Origin of the sequence: Enterocloster lavalensis (genome assembly GCF_046603895.1) — a bacterium.
Lineage (GTDB): Bacteria > Bacillota > Clostridia > Lachnospirales > Lachnospiraceae > Enterocloster > Enterocloster lavalensis.
In genome coordinates this window covers 2,819,113-2,842,128 of record NZ_CP176637.1, presented here as the reverse complement: position 1 = coordinate 2,842,128, position 23,016 = coordinate 2,819,113, and the positions used below count along the sequence as shown (strand labels likewise).

23 protein-coding genes are annotated in these 23,016 nt (G+C 57.0%); 21 read left to right on the top strand and 2 right to left on the bottom strand.

Features of this window, described 5'->3' with window-relative positions; translation table 11 throughout:
- Window positions 1–20: 20 nt before the first annotated feature.
- Window positions 21–374 (bottom strand): VOC family protein, encoded by a 354-nt coding sequence (locus tag ACK2JC_RS12605; RefSeq protein ID WP_320937328.1) that lies wholly within the window; start codon window positions 372–374, stop codon window positions 21–23.
- 323 nt (window positions 375–697) lie between these two features.
- On the opposite strand from ACK2JC_RS12605, the gene ACK2JC_RS12600 reads away from it, so the two are divergent.
- From ACK2JC_RS12600 to rsmI, 7 genes are all read left to right on the top strand, one after another.
- A complete protein-coding gene (locus tag ACK2JC_RS12600) occupies window positions 698–1,621 on the top strand; it encodes a LysR family transcriptional regulator (RefSeq protein ID WP_320937327.1) in 924 nt (307 codons plus the stop codon).
- Window positions 1,622–1,746: 125 nt separating this feature from the next.
- Complete coding sequence (locus ACK2JC_RS12595; RefSeq protein WP_320937326.1) at window positions 1,747–3,147, top strand: YfcC family protein; 1,401 nt, start codon at window positions 1,747–1,749, stop codon at window positions 3,145–3,147.
- Between the two features lie 24 nt (window positions 3,148–3,171).
- Entirely contained in the window at window positions 3,172–4,341 is a 1,170-nt protein-coding gene (locus tag ACK2JC_RS12590) for a M20 family metallopeptidase (RefSeq protein ID WP_118755731.1), read from the top strand.
- A 197-nt stretch (window positions 4,342–4,538) separates the two neighbouring features.
- The gene (holB, locus tag ACK2JC_RS12585; protein WP_107435041.1) at window positions 4,539–5,528 is read left to right on the top strand and encodes a DNA polymerase III subunit delta'; all 990 of its coding nucleotides are present in this window, start codon (window positions 4,539–4,541) and stop codon (window positions 5,526–5,528) included.
- Window positions 5,529–5,643: 115 nt separating this feature from the next.
- The gene (locus ACK2JC_RS12580; protein ID WP_092362801.1) at window positions 5,644–6,573 is read left to right on the top strand and encodes a stage 0 sporulation family protein; all 930 of its coding nucleotides are present in this window, start codon (window positions 5,644–5,646) and stop codon (window positions 6,571–6,573) included.
- Entirely contained in the window at window positions 6,563–7,345 is a 783-nt protein-coding gene (locus tag ACK2JC_RS12575) for a tRNA1(Val) (adenine(37)-N6)-methyltransferase (protein WP_320937325.1), read from the top strand. Before ACK2JC_RS12580 ends, ACK2JC_RS12575 begins: the two co-directional genes overlap by 11 nt.
- A 36-nt stretch (window positions 7,346–7,381) precedes the next feature.
- Window positions 7,382–8,230 (top strand): 16S rRNA (cytidine(1402)-2'-O)-methyltransferase, encoded by an 849-nt coding sequence (gene rsmI / locus ACK2JC_RS12570; RefSeq protein ID WP_092362797.1) that lies wholly within the window; start codon window positions 7,382–7,384, stop codon window positions 8,228–8,230.
- 100 nt (window positions 8,231–8,330) lie between these two features.
- Here the strand turns inward: rsmI and ACK2JC_RS12565 are convergent, their stop codons facing one another.
- Window positions 8,331–8,594, bottom strand: a complete 264-nt coding sequence (locus tag ACK2JC_RS12565) for an AbrB/MazE/SpoVT family DNA-binding domain-containing protein (RefSeq protein WP_007708129.1) — start codon at window positions 8,592–8,594, stop codon at window positions 8,331–8,333.
- Between the two features lie 339 nt (window positions 8,595–8,933).
- Between ACK2JC_RS12565 and ACK2JC_RS12560 the strand changes: the two genes are divergently transcribed.
- The 14 genes from ACK2JC_RS12560 to ACK2JC_RS12495 all read left to right on the top strand — a co-directional run bounded on the left by ACK2JC_RS12560 (window position 8,934) and on the right by ACK2JC_RS12495 (window position 22,997).
- Window positions 8,934–9,896, top strand: a complete 963-nt coding sequence (locus ACK2JC_RS12560) for a beta-ketoacyl-ACP synthase III (RefSeq protein WP_107435038.1) — start codon at window positions 8,934–8,936, stop codon at window positions 9,894–9,896.
- 53 nt (window positions 9,897–9,949) lie between these two features.
- Window positions 9,950–10,183 carry an acyl carrier protein gene (gene acpP, locus ACK2JC_RS12555; RefSeq protein ID WP_007708120.1) on the top strand — a complete coding sequence of 78 codons (234 nt, stop codon included), beginning with the start codon at window positions 9,950–9,952 and terminating at the stop codon, window positions 10,181–10,183.
- A gap of 375 nt (window positions 10,184–10,558) precedes the next feature.
- Window positions 10,559–11,485 (top strand): enoyl-[acyl-carrier-protein] reductase FabK, encoded by a 927-nt coding sequence (fabK, locus tag ACK2JC_RS12550; protein WP_092362793.1) that lies wholly within the window; start codon window positions 10,559–10,561, stop codon window positions 11,483–11,485.
- A 47-nt stretch (window positions 11,486–11,532) separates the two neighbouring features.
- Window positions 11,533–12,459 carry an ACP S-malonyltransferase gene (fabD, locus tag ACK2JC_RS12545; RefSeq protein ID WP_320937324.1) on the top strand — a complete coding sequence of 309 codons (927 nt, stop codon included), beginning with the start codon at window positions 11,533–11,535 and terminating at the stop codon, window positions 12,457–12,459.
- 39 nt (window positions 12,460–12,498) lie between these two features.
- Window positions 12,499–13,239: a 3-oxoacyl-[acyl-carrier-protein] reductase gene (gene fabG / locus ACK2JC_RS12540; RefSeq protein ID WP_320937323.1), complete on the top strand. Its 741-nt coding sequence runs from the start codon at window positions 12,499–12,501 to the stop codon at window positions 13,237–13,239.
- An 88-nt stretch (window positions 13,240–13,327) separates the two neighbouring features.
- The gene (fabF, locus tag ACK2JC_RS12535; protein WP_092362787.1) at window positions 13,328–14,566 is read left to right on the top strand and encodes a beta-ketoacyl-ACP synthase II; all 1,239 of its coding nucleotides are present in this window, start codon (window positions 13,328–13,330) and stop codon (window positions 14,564–14,566) included.
- A gap of 39 nt (window positions 14,567–14,605) precedes the next feature.
- On the top strand, window positions 14,606–15,109 hold the full coding sequence (gene accB / locus ACK2JC_RS12530; RefSeq protein ID WP_320937322.1) for an acetyl-CoA carboxylase biotin carboxyl carrier protein: 504 nt from the start codon (window positions 14,606–14,608) through the stop codon (window positions 15,107–15,109).
- A 42-nt stretch (window positions 15,110–15,151) separates the two neighbouring features.
- On the top strand, window positions 15,152–15,577 hold the full coding sequence (gene fabZ, locus ACK2JC_RS12525; RefSeq protein WP_024737899.1) for a 3-hydroxyacyl-ACP dehydratase FabZ: 426 nt from the start codon (window positions 15,152–15,154) through the stop codon (window positions 15,575–15,577).
- Window positions 15,578–15,606: 29 nt separating this feature from the next.
- Window positions 15,607–16,959: an acetyl-CoA carboxylase biotin carboxylase subunit gene (locus tag ACK2JC_RS12520; RefSeq protein WP_118755735.1), complete on the top strand. Its 1,353-nt coding sequence runs from the start codon at window positions 15,607–15,609 to the stop codon at window positions 16,957–16,959.
- Between the two features lie 64 nt (window positions 16,960–17,023).
- Window positions 17,024–18,781 carry an acetyl-CoA carboxylase carboxyltransferase subunit alpha gene (locus tag ACK2JC_RS12515; RefSeq protein WP_092362783.1) on the top strand — a complete coding sequence of 586 codons (1,758 nt, stop codon included), beginning with the start codon at window positions 17,024–17,026 and terminating at the stop codon, window positions 18,779–18,781.
- Window positions 18,781–19,917, top strand: a complete 1,137-nt coding sequence (locus ACK2JC_RS12510) for a nitronate monooxygenase family protein (protein WP_320937321.1) — start codon at window positions 18,781–18,783, stop codon at window positions 19,915–19,917. Before ACK2JC_RS12515 ends, ACK2JC_RS12510 begins: the two co-directional genes overlap by 1 nt.
- 172 nt (window positions 19,918–20,089) lie before the next feature.
- Window positions 20,090–21,136 carry a sugar ABC transporter substrate-binding protein gene (locus ACK2JC_RS12505; protein ID WP_320937320.1) on the top strand — a complete coding sequence of 349 codons (1,047 nt, stop codon included), beginning with the start codon at window positions 20,090–20,092 and terminating at the stop codon, window positions 21,134–21,136.
- Window positions 21,108–22,646 (top strand): histidine kinase, encoded by a 1,539-nt coding sequence (locus tag ACK2JC_RS12500; RefSeq protein WP_092362777.1) that lies wholly within the window; start codon window positions 21,108–21,110, stop codon window positions 22,644–22,646. The genes ACK2JC_RS12505 and ACK2JC_RS12500 overlap by 29 nt, the downstream gene beginning before the upstream one ends.
- Window positions 22,647–22,664: 18 nt before the next feature.
- Window positions 22,665–22,997, top strand: a complete 333-nt coding sequence (locus ACK2JC_RS12495; protein WP_320937319.1) for a response regulator — start codon at window positions 22,665–22,667, stop codon at window positions 22,995–22,997.
- Window positions 22,998–23,016 lie beyond the last annotated feature (19 nt).

Below are 23,016 nucleotides of genomic sequence, written 5' to 3'. Positions count from 1 at the left end.
CCCAAATGTAATCGGACGAGCTACTTGTTAATCAGCTGGATTGCAAAACCTGCAATTTCATCCTGCAGATAGATCACGTAGATCGATCCGTCCTCCCTGCGTTTGGCGGAGGCGTGGTTTACGGCAACTCCTTTTTCTTCCAGATAAGCGATTGCAGAGTCCATGTCCGGCGTGTAGAATGCGATGTGGCCATGGGTGCCCGGGCCGTTGCCAGCCATTGCCTCCACGCAGGTACCCGCAAACGGCGAGCCCTTTTTTGCTGTGTTTAATTCCATGTCGAATATCTGGGAGAACAGGGTGACGGTCTGTACCGCTTCATCACGATCTTTGCAGTTAATTCCAATATGCTGCATGGTAAATTCCGGTTTCTTCATTATTAAAAATCATCCTTTCCCGTGGGGCCGCAGCTGGTCTGGCGGGCCTTTTTATTCCCTCATCATACCATTTTGGCGGGCGCTTGTAAACGCAAGGTTACGGGGGAAATCACGAAGATTTTCAGTTGCGGATAAATGGAAAAAACAGGAAGATGTTCCCTTATGATTATTTTGATAAATTTATGATAAGTTCGCAAGATTATAAGTTTTCCAAATACATCTGTTGTGCTATAATGAAGGAAACGTACCTCTTATCGGCAGCCTCCGGCTGCCGGCAAGGGATCATGTCCCGATAGAATCAGGTGAAAGGACGGCGGAACTGTATGAATATGAAGGAACAGCAGTATGTATGCGTGCTTGCGGAATGCGGGAGTATTACCAGGGCGGCGAAGGAGCTGTACATATCGCAGCCTGCGCTGAGTATTTACATCAACAATCTGGAAAAGAGCCTGAACGTGAAGCTGTTCGAGCGGGTTGGGAAACGGTTTATCCTGACCTATGCGGGGGAGCGCTATGTGGAGAAGGCCAGGGCCATGCTGCGCCTTGAGGAGGAGTTTGAAGAGGAACTCAAGGATATTACCGGCAACTATACCGGGCGCATCCGCATCGGGGTTCAGACCAGGCGCGCAACCTGGCTGCTGCCGCCCGTGGTGGCGGCCTATGAGCAGGAATTCTCCAATGTGGATGTGATTCTGTACGAGGGGATTCAGGGTGTGCTGGACCAAAAAGTAAAAAATTTCCAGATCGATCTGCTTTTGTGCAACGCGTCGGACGTGCGGCCGGACATGAAAAGCCATCTGATGTTCAAGGAACAGCTTCTGGTGGCGGTGCCCCAGCGCCATCCGGTAAATGAAAAAGCCCGGTACGTGCCGGGGGACCCGTACCGGTATCTGGATCTGACCCATTTAAACGGGGAAAACCTGATCCTGGCAAAGCCTGAGCAGAGCATCCGCCAGGACGCGGACCGTTTTCTGGCGGAAAAGGGGGTCAAGCCCCGGAAGGTCCGCGTGATCTCCAACATCGAGACAGCCATGCAGCTGGTGGCGGAGGGCCTGGGCATCGGCTTTAACCGGGAGGGCTACGCGCGCCATATGAAATACGCCAAGAGCGTGAACTACTACGGCATCGACAGCCGCGAGGGAAAGACGGATTTTGTGCTGGCTTACCGCAAAGATATGCCGGTGATGGGGTATATGCAGCGGATGATCGATATGCTGCTGGAACGCGGCAGGGAGTATCAGCGGTAGTGAATTACCACATATAAATATTAAGTAAAAGTAAAACTTATATAAAAAATAAATAAATTAAAATGTACTTATTCCTCAAAAAACGTTACATTGATAGTAATATGATTCAAAGGAGGAATTCGTATATGGCAGAAAAGAAGAAAAAGGCGTTTAAAATGCCGCACACATTTGTCATCATCATTTCCATCATCCTGTTTGCCACTCTGATGACCTGGATTATCCCGGCGGGGCAGTACGCGAGAGTGGAAAACGAAGCGGGAATCAAGGTCATTGATCCCTCGCAGTTCTCATTCATCGAGCGTACGCCCGTGAATCCGCTCCTGATTCCGCTGTACATTGTAAAGGCGATCTGTAGCCGCATTTCCCTGATGCTGGTGATCCTGTTCTCAGGCGGCGCTTTTGACATGATCAGCAAGTCCGGGGCCCTTCACTCCGCGGTGGCGAGAGTGGCAAAGGTGTTCCAGAACCGGTTGTACATCTTTATCCCCATCATGACCACGATCTTTGCGCTGATCTGTACCACCCAGGGCGTGAACCAGTTTATCGCCTTCGCTCCGGTGGTCGTGATGATCACGCTGGCCATGGGGCTGGACTCCATCACGGGCGCGGCCATTATCCTGCTGGGCGGAGCCGTTGGCTTCTCGACCGGTATGTTAAACCCCAGCACCACGGTTGTGGCCCAGGAGATCGCGGAGCTTCCCACATTCTCCGGAATCCAGTACCGGGCCGTCTGTTTTGTGGTATTCCTGATCATTACCAATATCTATCTGGTGCGTTATGCCCTGAAGATCCACAAGGATCCGAACAAAAGCCCCATGTATGAGTTCGACAGCCAGAATGAACAGAAGGAGCTGGACATCGACTCCTTCGGCTCGATGAACCTGCGCAAGACGCTGATCATCCTCTCCCTGGTCGCAGCTCTGGTGGGCATGGTGATTGGCTCCGTAAAATTTGACTGGGATATGGAAGAGCTGGCGGCTACCTTCATCGGGCTGGCCGTAGTGGTGGGCTTCCTTTCCGGCGAAACCCCGTCCTCCATGTCCAGAATCTTTGTGGACGGCTGCAAGAAAATGATTACGGCGGCCCTGATTATCGGACTGGCGACCACCATCGCCAACGTGATGTCCGCGGGCAAGATCGTGGACACCGTGGTTTACGGCCTGGCCTCCGTGCTGAGCCACACGCCCTCGTTCCTGATGGCTCCCGCCATGTACATTGCCAACACGCTGATCAACTTCGTGGTGGTGTCCGGCAGCGGACAGGCCGCGGCCGTGATGCCCATTATGGTCCCGCTGTCCGACCTGTTGGGCGTGACCCGTCAGACCAGCGTGCTGGCCTTCAACTTCGGCGACGGCTTCTGTAACTACATTCTGCCCCACTCCACGGCCCTGATGGGAATTATCAGCGCGGTAAATATTCCCTATGACCGCTGGATGAAGTTCATGTGGAAATTATTCCTGATCTGGGCGCTGACTTCCTGCGTGATGATCGGAATCGCCCAGGCCATGCATTTCGGACCGATGTAACCAGATCGATTGACGGAGGTATTCATGAAAGAAGTATTATTTCAGAAAATAGAGGCACAGAAGGAAAGACTCTGGGAGATGGCCGATTTCATCTTCGACCACCCCGAGTATGAGGGAAAAGAGTATCAGGCCGCGGACCTGTTGACCGGCTATCTGGAACAGAACGGATTCCAGGTGGAGCGCGGGATCGCCGGGTATGAGACCGCGTTCCGGGCGGTTTATGAGAATGGAACCGGCGGTCCGTCCATCGGAATTCTGTGCGAGTACGACGCCTTAAAGGGTATGGGACACGCCTGCGGCCATCATATGCAGGGCCCCGCCTGCCTGGGAGCCGCTGTGGCCTTAAAGGAGCTGGCAGGGGAAACGCCCTTTAAGCTGACGGTTTACGGCACGCCTGCGGAGGAGACTTTGGGCGCCAAGTGCGATATGGTAAAAAAAGGATGCTTCCTGGAGCTGGACGCGGCCTTTATGATGCACGGCTCCCCCACCACCTGTACGGATGTGAAGTGCCTGGCCGACCGGTCCTTTGAGGTGGTGTTCCACGGAAAGGGCGCTCACGCGGCCCTGGCTCCCGAGAAGGGGAAAAGCGCCCTGGACGGGCTGCTGATCGCCTTCAACGGCATCGAGTTTCTGCGGGAGCACGTGCCGGACGACACCCGGATGCATTACACCATGACCGAACTGCCCGGCCCGGCCAACATCGTGCCCGCCCGGGCGGTGGGAAAATTCTCCCTCCGCTCCTTCAGCCGCACCAACCTGGAGCTGGTGGTGGAGCGCTTCTACGACATCGTCAAGGGCGCTGCGCTGATCGCGGGTGTGGAGTATGAGATTCATCCCAAGAGCGATTTCTACAACAAGATTCCGGTGCTGAAGCTGAACCAGCTGCTCATGGAGAACGCAGAGCTGGCAGGCGCTCCCCGCCTGTCGCCGCCAAGAGAGCGCACCGGTTCCACGGACTTCGGCAATGTGATGTACGAGATTCCCGGCTCCTGTATCCGCGTGGCCTTCGTGCCCGAGGGCACGGCCTCCCACTCACAGGAATTCCTGGACGCGGGCAAGAGCCAGGCGGCCAGAGACTGCGTGCTCTACGGCGCGAAATCCATCGCCGGGGCCTGCTGGGACCTGATCGGAACTCCGGGACTGATGGAGGAAGTGAAGCGGGAATTTGCGGAGAACAAGAAAAAATTCAAATAACACGCGGCTGTCCGCGCGGTACGGGAAACCCCTGTGGAGTATGGCTCCGCAGGGGTTTTTCGCGGGTGCGGGGTGGGATTTTTTTCAGGTCCTTCTGCCATAAGATTTCAGTATACATAAAAATCAACTTATGCTATACTAAATAGAAGATTGCCCGGATTTTCCGAAGCCGGGAAACAGCCACAAGGGGGACAGTAATGCTGGAATTAAAAGAAATACTGGGCCATGAACCGATCAAGGAACATTTTTTCAACGCAGTACTAACCGGGAATATTTCCCATGCATATATACTCTCAGGCGAGGCGGGGATGGGCAAGAAGTCCCTGGCGAACGCATTCGCCCTGGCCTTGCTCTGCGAGAAGGGGCAGGCGGACCCGTGCCGCCAGTGCCACGCCTGCAAGCAGGTGATGTCCGGGAACCATCCGGACCTGATCTACGTGACCCATGAGAAACCGGCCAGCATCGGCGTGGACGATGTGCGGCGGCAGATCAACGATACCATTCAGGTGAAGCCCTACAGCAGCGCCCACAAGATCTACATTGTGGACGAGGCGGAGAAGATGACCGTGCAGGCCCAGAACGCTCTGCTTAAGACCATCGAGGAGCCGCCCGCCTACGCGGTGATCCTGCTTCTCACCACCAACGCGGAGGCGTTTCTGCCCACGATCCTGTCCCGCTGCGTGCAGCTGAAGCTGAAGCCGCTGAAGGACGGGGAGGTTAAGGACTATCTGGTGAGCCGGATGGGCGTGGAATTGTCCCAGGCGGAGATTTACACCGCCTTTGCCCGCGGGAATCTGGGCAAGGCCATCCACCTAGCGGATTCCGAGGACTTCCGCCATCTCTACGGGGAGCTGCTGGACCTGCTAAAGAATCTGAAAAAGTCGGATATCTCGGAGCTGCTGGAGCGCATCCGGAAGATGAAGGAGGACAAGCTGGACATTCACCAGTGCCTGGACTTCATGCAGATGTGGTACCGGGACGTGCTGATGTACAAGACCACCAAGGATATCAACCTTCTGATCTTCAAGGACGAGTTTTCCACCGTGAACGCCATGAGCACGGTCAGCGGATACGAGGGGCTGGAGCGCATACTCACCGCCATCGACAAGGCCAGAATCCGTCTGGACGCCAATGTGAACATGGAACTGGTTATGGAGCTGCTTCTGCTGACGATGAAGGAAAACTGACCGAGGCCGCGCCCTGGAGACGGGGCCGGGCCTGAAAGCCGGATTTACGGGAATAATAAAAGCGAGATGGATAGATGGGCGGGCTCTGCCCGCTGGAAAAGGAGATAAAGTCAATATGATAACTGTAATCGGAGTGCGCTTCCGCACCGCGGGCAAGATTTATTATTTCGATCCCGCCGGGCGGAAGATTAAAATAGGAGATCGCGTGATTGTTGAGACGGCCAGAGGCATCGAATACGGTTACGTGGTGTTGGGAAACCGCGAAGTGGAGGATTCCAAGGTGGTGCCGCCCTTAAAGGCGGTGATCCGCATGGCCACGCCCGAGGACGAGGCCGTGGAGAAGCGCAACAAGGAGAAAGAGAAGGAGGCGTTCCGCATCTGCCAGGAGAAGATCAAAAAGCATAACCTGGAGATGAAGCTGATCGACGCGGAATACACCTTCGACAACAATAAAGTGCTGTTTTACTTTACCGCGGACGGGAGAATCGATTTCCGCGAGCTGGTGAAGGACCTGGCCAGCGTGTTCAAGACCCGCATCGAGCTGCGGCAGGTGGGCGTCCGGGACGAGACCAAGATCATGGGCGGCATCGGCATCTGCGGCCGGGCGCTGTGCTGCCATTCCTACCTTTCGGAGTTCATTCCGGTGTCCATCAAGATGGCCAAGGAGCAGAACCTCTCCCTGAACCCTACCAAGATTTCCGGGGTCTGCGGCCGTCTGATGTGCTGCTTAAAGAACGAGGAGGAGACCTACGAGGTTCTCAACAGCAGGCTGCCCAACCCGGGAGACTACGTGACCACAAACGACGGCTTAAAGGGCGAGGTGCAGAGCGTGAACGTGCTGCGCCAGCTGGTGAAAGTGGTTGTGACCGTGGACCGGGACGAGAAGGAGATTCGGGAGTACAAGTCGGACCAGCTGAAGTTCAAGCCCCGCAAGAAAAAGGGCAAGGGCGGCAAGGAGAAGGAGCGGGAGACGTCCGAGTCCGAGCTCAAAAAGCTGGAAGCCCTTGAAAAAAAGGAAGGAAAGTCAAAGCTGGATGACAACTGAGAGCAGAGACAGGGAACACACCTGGACAGAGGCCGGTCCCGTGCTTCTGCGGGACGATGAACGGATCGACGACCTGGAGCGCAATGGCTACGGCATCATTCAGCGCAAGGGCGCGTTCTGCTTTGGTATGGACGCGGTGCTGCTGTCCGGGTTCGCGGTGGTGAAGCCGGGGGAGACAGCGCTGGACTTGGGCACCGGCACGGGGATCATCCCCATTCTGCTGGAGGCCAAGACCCCGGGCAGGCATTTTACCGGCCTGGAGATTCAGGAGGAGTCGGCGGATATGGCCCGCCGGAGCGTGGCTTACAACCGCCTGGAGGAAAAGGTGGAGATTGTGACAGGTGATATAAAGGAAGCCGGCCGGCTGTTCAAGCTGGCTTCTTTTGATGTGGTCACCAGCAACCCGCCCTACATGAACAGCGCTCACGGCCTGAAAAACCCCGGAGACGCCAAGGCCATCGCCCGCCACGAGGTACTGTGCACCCTGGAGGACGTGATCCGGGAGGGAGCGAAGGTGCTGCGGCCCATGGGCCGTTTTTACATGGTTCACAGGCCCAGGCGGCTGGTGGAGATTCTGGATACCTTCACCCGCCACGGGCTGGAGCCGAAGCGGATGAAATTCGTCCACCCCTACGCGGACCGGGAGGCCAACATGGTGCTCATCGAGGCGGTGCGCGGGGGCGGGGCCCTGATGAAGGTGGAGTCCCCGGTGGTGGTATTTGATGGGAACGGCCAGTATTCCGATGAGATTCGGACCACATACGGATATTGAGCCGTGACAGCCAAACGGCAGGAGAAGGAGAACGCGATGGCAGGAACATTATATCTGTGCGCAACGCCCATCGGCAACCTGGAGGACATTACGTTCCGGGTGCTGAGGACTTTAAAGGAAGCGGATCTGATCGCGGCGGAGGACACCCGCCACAGCATCAAGCTTCTGAATCATTTTGAGATTAAAACCCCCATGACCAGCTACCACGAGTACAATAAGGTTGAGAAAGCCGCTTACCTGGTGTCCCAGATGGCCCAGGGCCTCAATGTGGCGCTGATCACCGACGCGGGCACTCCGGGGATTTCAGACCCGGGCGAAGAATTGGTGCGCCAGTGTTACGAGGCGGGAATCGAGGTCACTTCCCTGCCCGGCCCGGCGGCCTGCATCACGGCTCTGACCATGTCCGGGCTGTCCACCCGCAGGTTCTGCTTCGAGGCATTTTTGCCGTCGGAGAAGGGCGATAAGAAGGAGCGGGCCAGGATTCTGGAGGAGCTGAAGCGGGAGACGCGGACCATCATCGTCTATGAGGCCCCCCATCATCTGGTAAAAACCCTGAAGGACCTGTACCAGGCCCTGGGAAACCGGCGCATCACCGTGTGCAGGGAGCTGACCAAAAAGCATGAGACCGCGTTTCGCACCACCTTCGAGCAGGCTCTGAGCGCTTATGAGGTAGAGGAACCCAGAGGGGAGTGCGTGATTGTGATCGAGGGCATTTCCGTGCGGGAGCTGGAGGAAGAGAAGATCCGTTCCTGGGAGGAGATGAGCCTTGAGGATCATTTGGAATATTACATGAAGGGCGGGATGGACAAGAAGGAGGCCATGAAGGCGGTCGCGAAGGACCGGGGCGTGAGCAGGAGAGAGATTTATCAGCAGACATTAAAATAAGGAAATGCACGGCGCAGGGCCGGAGATACAAAAAACCTGCTGCCATTTCTTCTATAATAAAGAGACTTTATTACAGAAGAAGTAGCAGCAGGCCGTTTTGTTATTCTGACACGTTAAGTCCTGCCAGTTTTGCCAGTGCCAAGACAGATGACCGGGATACTTTCTTGCCCTCATAATCAATCAGGTCGTCGGTACTGCCTGTGAAAATGTCGGCGGACTCCGCTTTCTTCAAAATGATGCAATCGTCCTGCACCGTGATCTCCAAACCATCCTTAACATCCAGGTTCAGGCTCCTGCGCAGTTCAATGGGAAGCGTAATTCGGCCGAGTTCGTCCAATTTACGGACAACGCCAGTTGTTTTCATTTTTTACCCCCTTGTAAAAAATTTACTCCCTTGCAGTATTAAATTAGCAGATTCGCCAAAAAAAGTCAATATCCCGACCGCCCCAAAACGGTAATATATGGTAATAAAATGTAAAGTTTATAAAAAGTTCGAAAAAAATTAACATTTGGAAGAGCTTACAACAGACCTTTTTGCACAAGGGCGAATTTTGGCGATGAAAATACGGGAAGCCCAAACCAAATCCGGGAAATTTTTCTTGACAAATGCAGGCGTATCCTGTAGTATTACTTTGATGTTCAAAGTATTTGAAAGTTAAACAAAAGTTGCACAGAAAACGATAAGGATTCGGATGGTAGGATGATGACAACAAGGATCGTAGGAACCGGTGCGTACGTGCCGGAACAAATCGCAACAAATGATGACCTGGCCAGGATTGTGGAGACCAATGACGAGTGGATCCGCAGCAGGACCGGTATCGGCGAGCGCAGAATCGCCACCACGGAGACCAACTCATACATGGCGGCTCAGGCGGCAAAACAGGCGCTGGACCAGGCGGGCATTGCGCCGGAGGATGTGGATTTGATCCTGTTGGCAACTTCTTCACCGGACTACTGCTTCCCCAACGGGGCCTGTGAGATACAGGAACAGATCGGGGCGGTGAACGCGGCCGGTTATGATATCAGCGCGGCCTGCACGGGATTTGTGTTCGCCCTGAACACGGCCCACGCGTTTATCCAGGCGGGCATTTACCGGACGGCTCTGGTGGTGGGGGCCGACGTGCTCAGCAAGCTTTTGGACTGGACGGACCGGGGAACCTGCGTATTGTTCGGCGACGGAGCCGGAGCGGTGGTTGTCCAGGCGGCGGACCGGGGCGTGATCGGCGTGAAAATGCATTCGGACGGGACCAAGGGCGGCGTGCTCACCTGCGGGTCCAGGACCAACGGCAATTTCCTGCTGGGGAAAAAGCCGGAGCTGGGTTATATGACCATGGACGGCCAGGAAGTGTTTAAATTTGCGGTGAAAAAAGTTCCCGAGATCATAAAGGAGCTGTTGGAGGAGAATCGCACCTCCCTGGAGGAGATCCGCTACTTCGTGCTCCATCAGGCCAATTACCGGATTATCGAGTCCGTAGCCAAGCGTTTAAAGGCGGATATCAGCAAGTTCCCGGCCAACATGGAGCGCTACGGAAATACCTCCGGCGGATCCATTCCCCTGCTGCTTGACGAGATGAACCGGAAGGGAATGTTGGCGCCCGGAGATAAAATTGTGTTGTCCGGGTTCGGTGCGGGGTTGACATGGGGCGCAACTCTGGTAGAATGGTAAGGCATAAAAAAATATCTCATTATAAAATCAAAACGTAAAAGGAGAAAAATAACATGTTGGAGAAAATGAAAGAGATTATTGCGGAGCAGTTAAGTGTGGACGCGGAGACCGTTACCGAGGCTTCTTCCTTCAAGGAGGACTTAGGCGCGGATTCCCTGGACCTGTTTGAGCTGGTGATGGCTCTGGAGGATGAGTATTCCGTAGAGATCCCGGCCGAGGATCTGGAGCAGCTGACCACCGTGGGACAGGTTATGGATTACTTAAAGGCAAAGGGCGTAGAGGCGTAAGTCGAATAAGAGGACCAAAGATGAAACGGCGTGCAGAATACACGCTGTTTCATTGAATGTAATGGACCGCTGGCGCAGCCTGCGGGCGATTGCTGAATGTAATGGGCCGCCGGCGCAGCCTGCGGGCGATTGCTGAATGTAATGGGCCGCCGGCGCAGCCTGCGGGCGATTGCTGAATGTAATGGGCCGCCGGCGCAGCCTGCGGGCGATTGCTGAGTGTAATGGGCCGCCGGCATAGCTTGCGGGCCATTGTTCATTAAATGCAACGGGCTTAGGCAGTTGCATACGCGCATTGACTTGCCGGAAAGGCGCTGACCGCGGATTTGCCGGTAGGTGCGATGCTGCCGCAGGGAATGTAGAACTGGAGGAAACGATATGAAAACGAGAATTACGGAGATGTTAGGGATTGAATATCCGATTATTCAGGGCGGCATGGCCTGGGTAGCAGAGCATAATCTGGCTGCGGCCGTATCCGAGGCGGGCGGCTTCGGACTGATCGGCGGAGCCAACGCGCCGGGCGAGGTGGTGCGCGCCGAGATCCGCAAGGCCAAGGAGCTGACAGATAAGCCTTTTGGCGTGAACGTGATGTTGCTCAGCCCCCACGCCGATGATGTGGCCAAGGTAGTGGTGGAAGAGGGCATCAAGGTGGTGACTACCGGCGCGGGCAATCCGGAGAAGTACATGGATATGTGGAAATCCGCCGGGATCAAGGTGATCCCCGTAGTTGCCAGCGTGGCTCTGGCACGCCGCATGGAGAAGTACGGAGCCGATGCTCTGGTGGCGGAGGGCACGGAGTCCGGCGGCCACATCGGCGAGCAGACCACCATGACCCTGGTTCCCCAGGTGGTGGACGCCGTGTCCATCCCCGTGATCGCCGCGGGCGGAATCGGCGACGGCAGAGGAATTGCCGCCGCATTCATGCTGGGCGCGGAGGCGGTGCAGATGGGCACCCGCTTTGTGGTTGCCAAGGAGTCCATCGTACACGCCAACTACAAGCAGCGGGTGATCAAGGCCAAGGATATCGACTCCGCGGTCACGGGCCGCAGCCACGGCCATCCGGTGCGCTGCCTGCGCAACCAGATGACCAGGGAGTACGTCAAGCTGGAGCAGGAGGGCAAGTCCTTTGAGGAGCTGGAATACCTGACTCTGGGTACGCTGCGCACTGCCGTGATGGAGGGCGATGTGACGAACGGCACCGTCATGGCGGGCCAGATTGCGGGAATGATCAGCAAGGAACAGACCTGTAAGGAAATGATTGAGGAAATGATGGCCCAGGCGTCCGAGCTGATGCACTGGTCATAAGCGGACAGATGTCTGAACGGTTACATTCTGACAAAGGAGCGGTGAATATGAGCAGGATTGCATTTATTTTTCCCGGACAGGGAGCGCAGAAATGCGGAATGGGCAAAGATTTCTATGAGAATACAGAGATTGGCAGATCGGTGTTCGACCGGGCCAGCGAGCTTCTGGGATTCTCCATGCCGGAGCTGTGTTTTGAGGAGAACGACCGGCTGGATATCACGGAGTACACCCAGGCAGCCATGGTGACCGCCAGCATCGCCATGATGGAGGTTTTAAAGGCGCGCGGCGTAAAGCCGGATGTGGCTGCGGGCTTAAGCCTTGGTGAATACTGTGCTCTGGTAGCTGCGGGTGTGATGAGCGCGGACGACGCCATTTCCACCGTGCGCCAGAGGGGAATCCTCATGCAGGAAGCCGTTCCGGTTGGGGAGGGCGCAATGGCGGCCATTCTGGCCCTGGACGCCTCCGCCATCGAGGAGGTCACCGGTTCCATGGAGGACGTGTGGATCGCCAACTACAACGGCCCCGGCCAGATCGTCATTTCCGGCAGAAAGGCAGCTGTGGAGGAGGCCTGTGAGAAGCTTAAGGCCGCGGGAGCCAAGCGGGCCCTGCTGCTCAACGTCAGCGGGCCGTTCCACTCCGGGATGCTGACCGAGGCGGGCAGAAAGCTGGGCCAGGTGCTGGAAAACGTGGCGGTGAACGAGCCGCAGATTCCCTACGTGGCCAACGTGAACGCCTCCTATGTGAGAAGCGCAGGCGAGGTGAAGGGACTGCTGGAGCGGCAGGTATCTTCCTCCGTGCGCTGGCAGCAGAGCGTGGAAGCCATGATCGCGGACGGCGTGGACACTTTCATCGAGATCGGGCCGGGCAAGACCCTGGCCGGGTTCATGAAAAAGATCAATCGCGGGGTGACAACCCTGAACATAGAGACGCTGGAGGACGTGGACAAGGTAGTAAACGCCCTTCAGGCGCAGTAAACGAAACATAACGGAACGGACTGGAAAGGGGACGAAGACATGTTGGAAGGCAAGATTGCATTGGTAACAGGAGCCAGCCGGGGAATCGGCAGGCAGATCGCGCTGGCCCTGGCAGCGCAGGGAGCCACCGTAGTGGTAAACTACAACGGTTCCGCGGCAAAAGCAGAGGAAGTTGTAAACGAGATCACAGCAGCGGGCGGCAAGGCGGAGGCCATTCAGTGCAATGTTGCCGACTTTGACAAGTGCGCCGGACTTATGACCGGAATCCTCAAACAGTACGGCCGTCTGGATATTCTGGTAAACAACGCGGGAATCACCCGCGACAACCTGCTGATGAAGATGTCCGAGGAGGACTTCGACGCAGTGATCCAGACGAATTTAAAGGGCGTGTTCAACTGCGTGAAGCATGTGTCGCGCCAGATGTTAAAACAGAAATCAGGCCGGATTATCAACATTTCTTCCGTATCCGGCGTGCTGGGCAACGCGGGCCAGGCCAATTACTGCGCGGCTAAGGCCGGCGTGATCGGACTGACCAAGTCCGCGGCCAGGGAGCTGGCCAGCAGAGGGATCACCGTAAACGCGGTGGCGCCCGGCTTTATCAACACCGACATGACCGAGTGCCTGAGCGACGGCGTAAAGGCCGCTGCGGTGGAGCAGATCCCCATGAAGCATTTCGGCGAGACGGAAGATGTGGCGAATCTTGTCGCGTTCCTGGCTTCCGACGCTGCCCGCTATATCACGGGCCAGGTCATTAGCGTAGACGGCGGAATGGCGATGTAACGTAATAGTTCAGAGGTCAAGAAGATAGCCCTCTGAACCACCGCGACCCAACATATTTTTGGCACTTAGAACAGGAGAGATATAAAATATGAAAACGAGAGTTGTTGTAACCGGCCTGGGCGTCGTCACCCCCATTGGAAACGACGTGGACAGTTTCTGGAACGGAATCAAGAATAAAGAGGTGGGAATCGGCCCCATCACCTGCTTTGACACGGCGGACTTTAAGTGCAAACTGGCGGCCGAGGTAAAAGACTTTGACCCCAAGGCCTACATGGACAGCAAGACCGCCCGCCGCATGGAGCGCTTCTCCCAGTTTGCGGTGGCGGCGGCCAGCCAGGCCCTTGCCCAGTCCGGCCTCAACATGGAACAGGAAGACCCCTTCCGCGTGGGCGTGAGCATCGGCTCCGGAATCGGGTCCCTGCAGGAGATCGAGCGCGGATGTAAAAAACTGGAAGAAAAAGGCCCCAGCCGGGTGAACCCCCTGATGGTTCCCATCATGATCAGCAACATGGCGGCCGGAAACGTGGCCATCCAGTACGGCATGAAGGGCAAATGCATCAACGTGGTGACCGCATGCGCCACCGGCACCCACTCCATCGGCGAGGCCATGCGCTCCATCCAGTACGGCGAGGTGGACGTAATGCTGGCAGGCGGCACGGAAGCGGCCATCACCCCCATCGGCATCGCGGGATTTTCCGCCCTGACCGCACTTTGCACCAACGAGGACCCCAAGCGGGCCTCCATCCCCTTTGACAAGGACCGCAGCGGCTTCGTGATGGGCGAGGGCGCGGGCGTGGTGGTTTTAGAGTCCTTAGAGCACGCCAAAGCCAGAGGCGCGAAGATTCTGGCCGAGGTTGTGGGCTACGGCGCAACCTGCGACGCCTACCACATCACCTCCCCGGCGGAGGACGGCAGCGGCGCTGCCAGAGCCATGCTGGACGCCATCAAGGATGCGGGAATCACCCCGGCTGACATCGACTATGTCAATGCACACGGAACCAGCACCCACCACAACGACCTGTTCGAGACCAAGGCCATCAAGCTGGCCCTGGGCGACCACGCCTACGACGTGAAGGTCAGCTCCACCAAGTCCATGATTGGCCATCTGATCGGCGCTGCCGGCGGCGTGGAGTTCATCACCTGCGTAAAATCCATCGAGGAGGGATACGTACATCCCACCGTAGGTCTGGAGACCCCGGGCGAGGGCTGCGATCTGGATTACGTGCAGGGCGAGGGCGTAAACATGGAAGTGAACTACGCCATCAGCAACTCTCTTGGCTTTGGCGGCCACAACGCCAGCCTGCTGGTAAAACGCTTCTGTGAATAATCCGCTGTCTCGCGTAAAGGGAAAGAAAGAGGTCAAACCATGAATATAGATGAGATTATGACACTGGTGAAGGCTGTATCCGATTACAACCTGACCAGCTTTGAACTGGAAGAGGGAAACGTAAAAATCTCCTTAAAGCGTGAGAAGGAGATGCCCCAGATCGTCACCGTGGGCGCGCCCGCCATGGACGCGGCCTCGGCGGCTGTGAGCGCCCAGATGATGGGCGCCGCCATGGCGGCCCAGGCGGCTCCGGCGGCCGCTGCCCAGAACGGCGCTGCCGAGTCCTCCGCAGAGGCGGGAATCAGCTCCGACAAGGTGGTGACCAGCCCCCTGGTTGGAACCTTCTACACCGCCTCCTCCCCGGACGCCGAGGTGTTTGTCAAGGTAGGCGACACGGTGAAAAAGGGCCAGGTGCTTGGAATCATCGAGGCCATGAAGCTGATGAACGAGATCGAGAGCGAGTTTGACGGTGTGGTTGAGGCCGTGCTGGTAAAGAACGAGGAAGTGGTGGAGTACGGACAGCCGCTGTTCCGCATCCGCTAGTGGAGGTCGCGGGGATTTTCCCGCGGGGAGAGGAGAAAACACATGTTAATGGGAATCAAAGAGATCGAGGAAATTCTGCCCCACAGACATCCGTTTCTGCTGGTGGACTGCATCGAGGAGCTGGAGCCGGGCGTACGCGCCGTCGGCTACAAATGCGTCACCTTCAATGAGCCGCAGTTCCAGGGGCATTTCCCCCACAACCCGGTGATGCCGGGCGTGTTGATCATCGAGGCCCTGGCCCAGGTGGGCTCCGTGGCTATGCTCAGCGTGGAGGGCTACAAGGGCAAGACCGGCTACTTCGGCGGCATCAACAACTGCAAGTTCAAGCAGATGGTGCGCCCCGGCGACAAGCTGCGCCTGGAGTGCGAGATCATCAAGCAGAAGGGCCCGGTTGGCATCGGAAAAGCCACCGCGACCGTGGACGGCAAGCTTGCGGCCAGCGCGGAGCTGACCTTCATGATTGGCTGATTGGATAAGGAAAATGAGGTAGAAAGCCGATGTTTAAGAAGATTTTGATTGCAAATAGAGGAGAAATCGCGGTCCGCATCATCCGTGCCTGCCGTGAGATGGGCATCCAGACCGTGGCCGTTTACTCGGAGGCGGACCGGGACTGCCTGCACACCCTGCTGGCCGACGAGGCCATCTGTATCGGCCCCGCTCCGTCGGGTCAGAGCTATCTGAACATGGAACGGATTCTGGCGGCCACCGTGGCCTTAAAGGCCGACGCCATCCATCCGGGCTTCGGCTTTCTGTCGGAAAATGCCAAGTTCGCCAAGCTCTGCGCGGAGTGCAACATCGCCTTCATCGGGCCGTCCGCAGAGATCATTAACCGGATGGGCAACAAGTCCGAGGCCCGCCGCACCATGATGGATGCGGGCGTGCCCGTGGTGCCCGGCAGCAAGGAGCCGGTTCACCAGGCCGCGGAGGCCCTGGAGATGGCCAAATCCATCGGTTTCCCGGTGATGATCAAGGCGTCCTCCGGCGGCGGCGGCAAGGGCATGCGCATCTCCCGGGGCGAGGCGGATTTCACGGAGAACTTCAACGCGGCCCAGATGGAGTCCGTGAAGGGATTTTCCGACGACACCATGTATATTGAGAAATACATCGAGAAGCCCCGCCACATCGAGTTCCAGATCATGGCGGATAAGCACGGCAACGTGGTTCATCTGGGCGAGCGGGACTGTTCCATCCAGCGCCGCCACCAGAAGGTGCTGGAGGAGGCTCCCTGCGACGTCATCACCCAGGACCTGCGGCAGCGCATGGGCGATACGGCGGTCCGGGCGGCAAAGGCCGTGGGCTACGAGAACGCGGGAACCATCGAGTTTTTGCTGGATAAAAACAAAGATTTCTATTTTATGGAAATGAACACCCGAATCCAGGTGGAGCACCCGGTGACCGAGATGGTGACCGGAATGGACCTGATCAAAGAGCAGATCCGCGTTGCCGCGGGGGAAAAACTCAGCGTGCGCCAGGAGGACGTGGTCATCAAGGGCCACGCCATCGAGTGCCGGATTAACGCCGAGAACCCGTCGAAGAACTTCATGCCCTGCCCGGGACTGATCACCAACGTCCATGCGCCGGGCGGAAACGGCGTTCGGGTGGATTCTCACATCTACAGCGATTACAAGGTGCCCGCCAACTACGATTCCATGCTGATGAAGCTGATCGTTTACGACAAGGACCGGGCCTCCGCCATCGCCAAGATGAGAAGCGCCCTGGGCGAGCTGGTCATCGAGGGCATCGAGACCAACGTGAATTTCCAGTACGAGATACTGGAAAACGAGGCGTTCCAGGAGGGAAACACGGACACTGGATTTATTGAGAAATATTTCCCGGATTACGTGCGTTAGGGAGCGGATGGCGGAAACGGATTTCCGGCCGCGCTCCGGGATATAGAAAGGAAGGGGATTGCCAATGCTGCGGAATATGTTCAAAAAGACATATACCAGGATCGATGCAAAATACAAACCGCAGGAGGGGAACGAGGGCGCAGAGCCTAACATTCCGGAGGGCCTGTGGCGCAAATGCAACAAGTGCGGACAGCCGATCTATGTGGAGGATGTTGTCAACAATTACTATGTGTGTCCGAAATGCAGCGGGTATTTCCGCGTCCACGCATACCGCCGCATCGAGATGATCGCGGACGAGGGCTCCTTTGAGGAGTGGAACCAGGATATGCCGGTTTCCAATCCCCTGGAATTCCCGGGGTACGAGAAGAAGCTTCAGGCGGCCCGGGAGAAGAGCCGGTTAAATGAGGCCGTGGTCACCGGAAAATGCACGGTGGACGGCAGCCCGGCCGTGATCGGCGTCTGCGACGCCCGGTTCATCATGAGCAGCATGGGCCATGTGGTGGGCGAGAAGATCACGGACGCGGTGGAGCGGGCCACAAAGGAGCAGCTCCCGGTGGTTCTCTTCGCCTGTTCCGGCGGCGCCCGGATGCAGGAGGGAATCGTGTCTCTGATGCAGATGGCCAAGACCTCCGCGGCGTTAAAGCGTCACCACGAGGCCGGGCAGCTGTTCATCAGCGTGCTCACCGATCCCACCACCGGCGGCGTGACGGCCAGCTTCGCCATGCTGGGCGACATCATCCTGGCGGAGCCGGGAGCGCTGATCGGTTTTGCAGGTCCCCGGGTGATCGAGCAGACCATCGGCCAGAAGCTGCCCGAGGGCTTCCAGCGGTCCGAGTTCCTGCTGGACCACGGCTTTGTGGACAAAATCGTGGAGCGCAGGGATCAGAAGAAGGTGATCGGCCAGATTCTGTTCATGCACCAAAAGCACGCCATGGTTCCCAGGGCTGCAAGACCTGCGCTGGCTGCGGCCCATGCACATTCCGGGAAGGATGAGAAGGCCGTTTCTGTGGATAAAAAGGGAAAATCCGGCCAGGACGGTGGAAAAACCGCCTGGGATACGGTGCTTTTGTCCCGGAAATCGGACCGCCCGGTGGCGACGGACTATATCAATGCGATTTTCGACGAGTTCATCGAGTTCCACGGCGACCGGTATTTTAAGGACGACGGGGCCATCGTGGGCGGTATTGCCATGTTCCACGGCATGCCGGTGACTGTGATCGGCCAGCAGAAGGGCAAGAACACCAAGGAAAACATCAAGCGCAACTTCGGAATGCCGTCCCCGGACGGATACCGCAAGGCCCTGCGGCTGATGAAACAGGCGGAGACCTTCAACCGTCCGGTGGTCTGTTTCGTGGACACCCCCGGCGCGTTCTGCGGCCTGGAGGCTGAGGAGCGGGGGCAGGGCGAGGCCATTGCCCGCAACCTGTTTGAAATGGCTTCCCTGACGGTGCCCGTGCTCTCTATGGTGATCGGCGAGGGCGGTAGCGGCGGCGCGCTGGCCATGGCTGTGGCGAATGAGGTGTGGATGCTGGAAAACGCCATCTACTCCATCCTTTCCCCGGAAGGGTTCGCCTCCATCCTGTACAAGGACAGCAAGAAAGCGCCGGACGCGGCCAAAGTCATGAAGGTGACGGCCAAAGATTTACAGAACTTGAAGTTGATTGAGCGGATCATTCCGGAAGAGCAGCCTGCCAGCAAGGAAAACCTGTTCCGGCTGGCGGAGCTTATGGACGTGGCCATGGAGGATTTCTTCAAGACCTATGGGGCCATGAGCGGAGAGGAGCTGGCAAACCACCGGTACGACCGATTTAGGAGAATGTGATGGAAGAGTTGAGACCGTTAGTAATTGGCGATTTAGTTGTTGAGAAACCGATTATCCAGGGAGGAATGGGCGTCGGGATCAGCCTGCACAGGCTGGCCGGGGCCGTCGCCAAGGCTGGCGGTATGGGGATTATCTCCGCCGCTCAGATCGGGTTCACGGAGCCGGATTTTGCCGAAAACCCCGAGGAGGCCAACGCCCGCGCCATTCATAAGGAAATGAAGCTGGCCCGGGAGATTGCCCCGGAGGGAGCCATCGGTTTTAATATCATGGTAGCCACCAAGCACTATGACCGCTGGGTGAAGGAGGCTGTTAAGGCCGGAGCGGATATCATCATCTCCGGCGCGGGGCTTCCCGTGTCCCTGCCGGAGTATGTGGAGGAGGCCTACCGGGAGATGGAAGAGCCCCCCAAGCGCCGGATCAAGCTGGCGCCCATCGTCTCCACCGCCAAGTCCGCCATGGTTATCTGTAAGATGTGGGACCGGAAATGCCACACCGCGCCGGACCTGGTGGTGGTGGAAGGCCCGCTGGCAGGCGGCCACCTGGGCTTCTCCCTGGATCAGCTGACCCAGTACGGGGCCGACACGGACGATGTGCCGTCCAGCTACAATCAGGCGGCCTACGACCAGGAGATAAAGGCCATTCTCAAGGTGGTGAAGGAGTATGGGGATAAGTACGGGCGTCATATCCCTGTTGTGGTGGCCGGAGGTATTTACACCCATGAGGACGTGATGCACCAGATCGGTCTGGGCGCGGACGGCGTTCAGGTGGCGACCCGCTTTGTGACCACTGAGGAATGTGACGCGCCGGAGGTCTACAAGCAGGCGTACATTGCCGCGGGTAAGGCGGACATCGTGATCACCAAGAGCCCGGTGGGCATGCCGGGGCGGGCGATCAAGAACAGCTTCCTCACCGCGGTGGGAGACGGGATACGCCCCGCGATTCCGCACTGTTACCGGTGCCTGGAAAAGTGCGATATTGCAAAGATTCCTTATTGTATCACCCAGGCCCTGGTGAACGCGGCCCGGGGAGACAACGACAACGCGCTGTTGTTCTGCGGCAGCAACGCCTGCCGGGCGACAGAGATCAGCACGGTGGAGCGGGTGATGGACAGTCTGATGGGAAAGACGGCGGAATAAAGTATAGAGGAATAGAGAGCCGAGGCTTTGGGCGGTTCCGGGACGGTGTAAAACTGTCACGGGGCCGCCTTTTCAAATCGCCGCTCAGATACCGTTTGGATTTTAGCTGATTCATGTTATACTTATAGTTGACTGACTTAGGCTGTATGAATAATCCGCAGGAGTGTATACCATGGAAACAGATCCTAAAAAGAAACCGGTTCTTACGAAAAAATTATATGCAGCAGCGGGCATTCTCCTGGGAGCGGCGGTTGCCGCCATGTTTGCCGGCTATTTTCTGTTGCTGGAAAACCAATCTGCGGTGGAGGCGGCCTACAGCTCTTATGACTATCATATCGCCATCATATCCGATGATACGGATAATTCTTTCTGGAAGAACGTATATCAGGGCGCGGTGGAGGAAGGCCGGGAGTACGGGGCCTATGTGGAGCAGATCGACGAGGGGCTGGTGGACCGGTTCTCCATGGAGGATGCCATCAATGTGGCCATCTATGAAGGGGTGGACGGGATCCTTCTGCGTCCGACGGACGGGAAAGTGAGCGAGGAGATGATCGACAAGGCGTGCAGCCTTGGGATTCCGGTGATTACCATGCAGAAGGATGTCCAGGGCTCCAGGCGGCAGGGATTTGTGGGGATCAACGACTATTTCCTGGGACAGGAATTCGGGAAACGGGTGCTCAAATTGGCCGATGAGAATACCCGGCTGGTGACCGTGCTGTTTCCGGGGGCAAGGTTTAACGAAACCAGCCGGAACTGGTTCCGCCAGGGACTTCAGAATACGGTGCAGCAGGAGCAGATCCGCTTTGATTTCAGGATTATCCGGGATGATAAGGGGTTAAACAACGCGGAGGACGTGATCCACGATATTGTGGAGGGAATGGTGGAACAGCCGGATATGATCATCTGCCTGGACGAGGTTATCACCCAGTCCACCTGCCAGATGATCTACGACAGGGGGCTGTCCGACCGGATCAAGGTGATCGGCAGTTATGTTACGGATGCGATCCTGGAGGGCATCGAGGAGGGGTATATCGATTCCACGATCACCATCGACGCGGAAGCTATGGGGCGCATGAGCGTGGAGGCCCTCATGACCTATCTGAAGTACCATATGGTCAGCTACTATACGGAGGTGGACACGATGCTGGTGGACCGGTCCCTGGCTGCGGAGTACAGAAGGGAGGTTCGGGATGGAGAAACATCGGTTTTGGAAAAGTAAGTATTTTTCGAACCAGTCTCTGCGCACCAAGCTGATCCTTCCGGTCATTATCACCATGGCGGTTTCCCTTGGGATTAATCTTCTTCTGTTTGGCCGTATCGATACCATTGTAAAAAATATGGATCAGGTGTACGCCACGAATATCCGCCTGGGAGAGCTGGAGGGGCTTTTGACGGAGCTGGAGAGCAATGTGTATCAGTATCTGAATATTCAGAGCCAGGAGGCTCTGGAGGCGTTTGAACGCAACCGGAACGTGTTTGAGGCGATGGTAGAGGAGATTGACGATACCATCACCGACCATCCGGCCCGGCGCATGGAGCGCAATATCCGCAGCCTTGCCCTTTCCTGGCTGGAGCTGACCGACGAGGCCATACAAGCAAAAAAGCGGCATGACGTGACCTCCTACAAGGCAAGCTATGAGGAGATTCAGAAGCTGTACACGTATCTTCAGGCATACATACGCGGGCTGGACGACTTGAGATTCAAGGCCAATTCGGAAAATTACGACGTGCTGTACCGGTATCTGCGGTATCTGGAAGTGTTTATGATCGCGGTGCTGATAGGCGTCACCTGCTGCCTGATGGCGCTGCTGTACCGTATGATCGGGACCTTTACCCGGCCCCTGGAAAAGCTGGCGGGAAAGGCAAAAGAGGTGGGGCGCGGGAATTTCGGCATCTCCCTGGAGGAGCCGGAGAGCGGAGATGAGGTGGGCACCGTGACGGTGGCATTTAACCAGATGATCGCCAGCATCAACGACTATATCCGGCGGATCCGTGAGAGCATGGAGATGGAGATTCGGATGAAGGAGCGGGAGCTGGCCATGGAAAACCTGCTCAAGGACGCGCAGCTCAAATACTACCAGGCGCAGATCAATCCTCATTTTCTGTTCAACACCTTAAATGCGGGGCAGCAGCTGGCCATGATGGAGGACGCGGAACGCACCTACGCGTTTATCGAGAATATGGCTTCTTTCTTCCGGTACCGCTTAAAGAGCAACGGGGAGGTTTCCACCCTGGGGGAGGAGATCGAGCTGATCGACAGCTATATGTACATCATGAATGTGCGGTATTCCAATGAGATTCATCTGGAAAAGTCAATCGACACCAGGCTTCTGGACATCCGGTTTCCCGGTATGGTGCTGCAGCCGGTGATTGAAAACGCCCTGCGCCACGGGCTGGGCGGCGTGGAGTGGGAAAAACGGATCTGGTTTTCCGTAGGCCAGGAGAACGGGGAGGCCGTGATCTGCATCCGGGATAACGGCATGGGCATATCGAAAGAGACGTTGGAGAATTTAAATACCGGAAATATCCCGCCTCAGGAGGATAAACACGATTCAGGCAACGGCGTGGGGCTCGCCAACGTCCGGGAACGGCTGCGGCTGTATTTTGACCGGGTGGATGTGATGGCGGTGGAGAGCGGCGGAGAGGGAAAAGGCGCCTCCGTGACCATACGGGTGCCGGTCCTCCGGGGAGACGCCGGGGCCGTGGCGGAAGCCGCGAACATGCTGTAACAGACAAAGGAGCAGGCAATGTACAAGATTCTGATAGCAGATGACGAGGGGATTGTAACGGACTCCCTTCAGTACATCATAGAAAAGAACTTCGGCAGCGAGTGCCAGGTCGCCATTGCCAAGAACGGGCGGCAGGCCATTGAGGTTGCGGAGAGCTTTCAGCCGGATATGGCCCTTCTGGACATCCAGATGCCGGGCATCAACGGACTGAAGGCCATGGAGGAAATCCGCGCCCAGAACCCAAGGGTCAAGACCCTGATCCTGACGGCTTATGATAATTTTGATTATGCCAAGGAGGCGCTGCGCCTGGGGGCCGTGGATTACCTGATGAAGCCCATCAATAAAAAGTGATCGTGGAGCGCCTGACCGG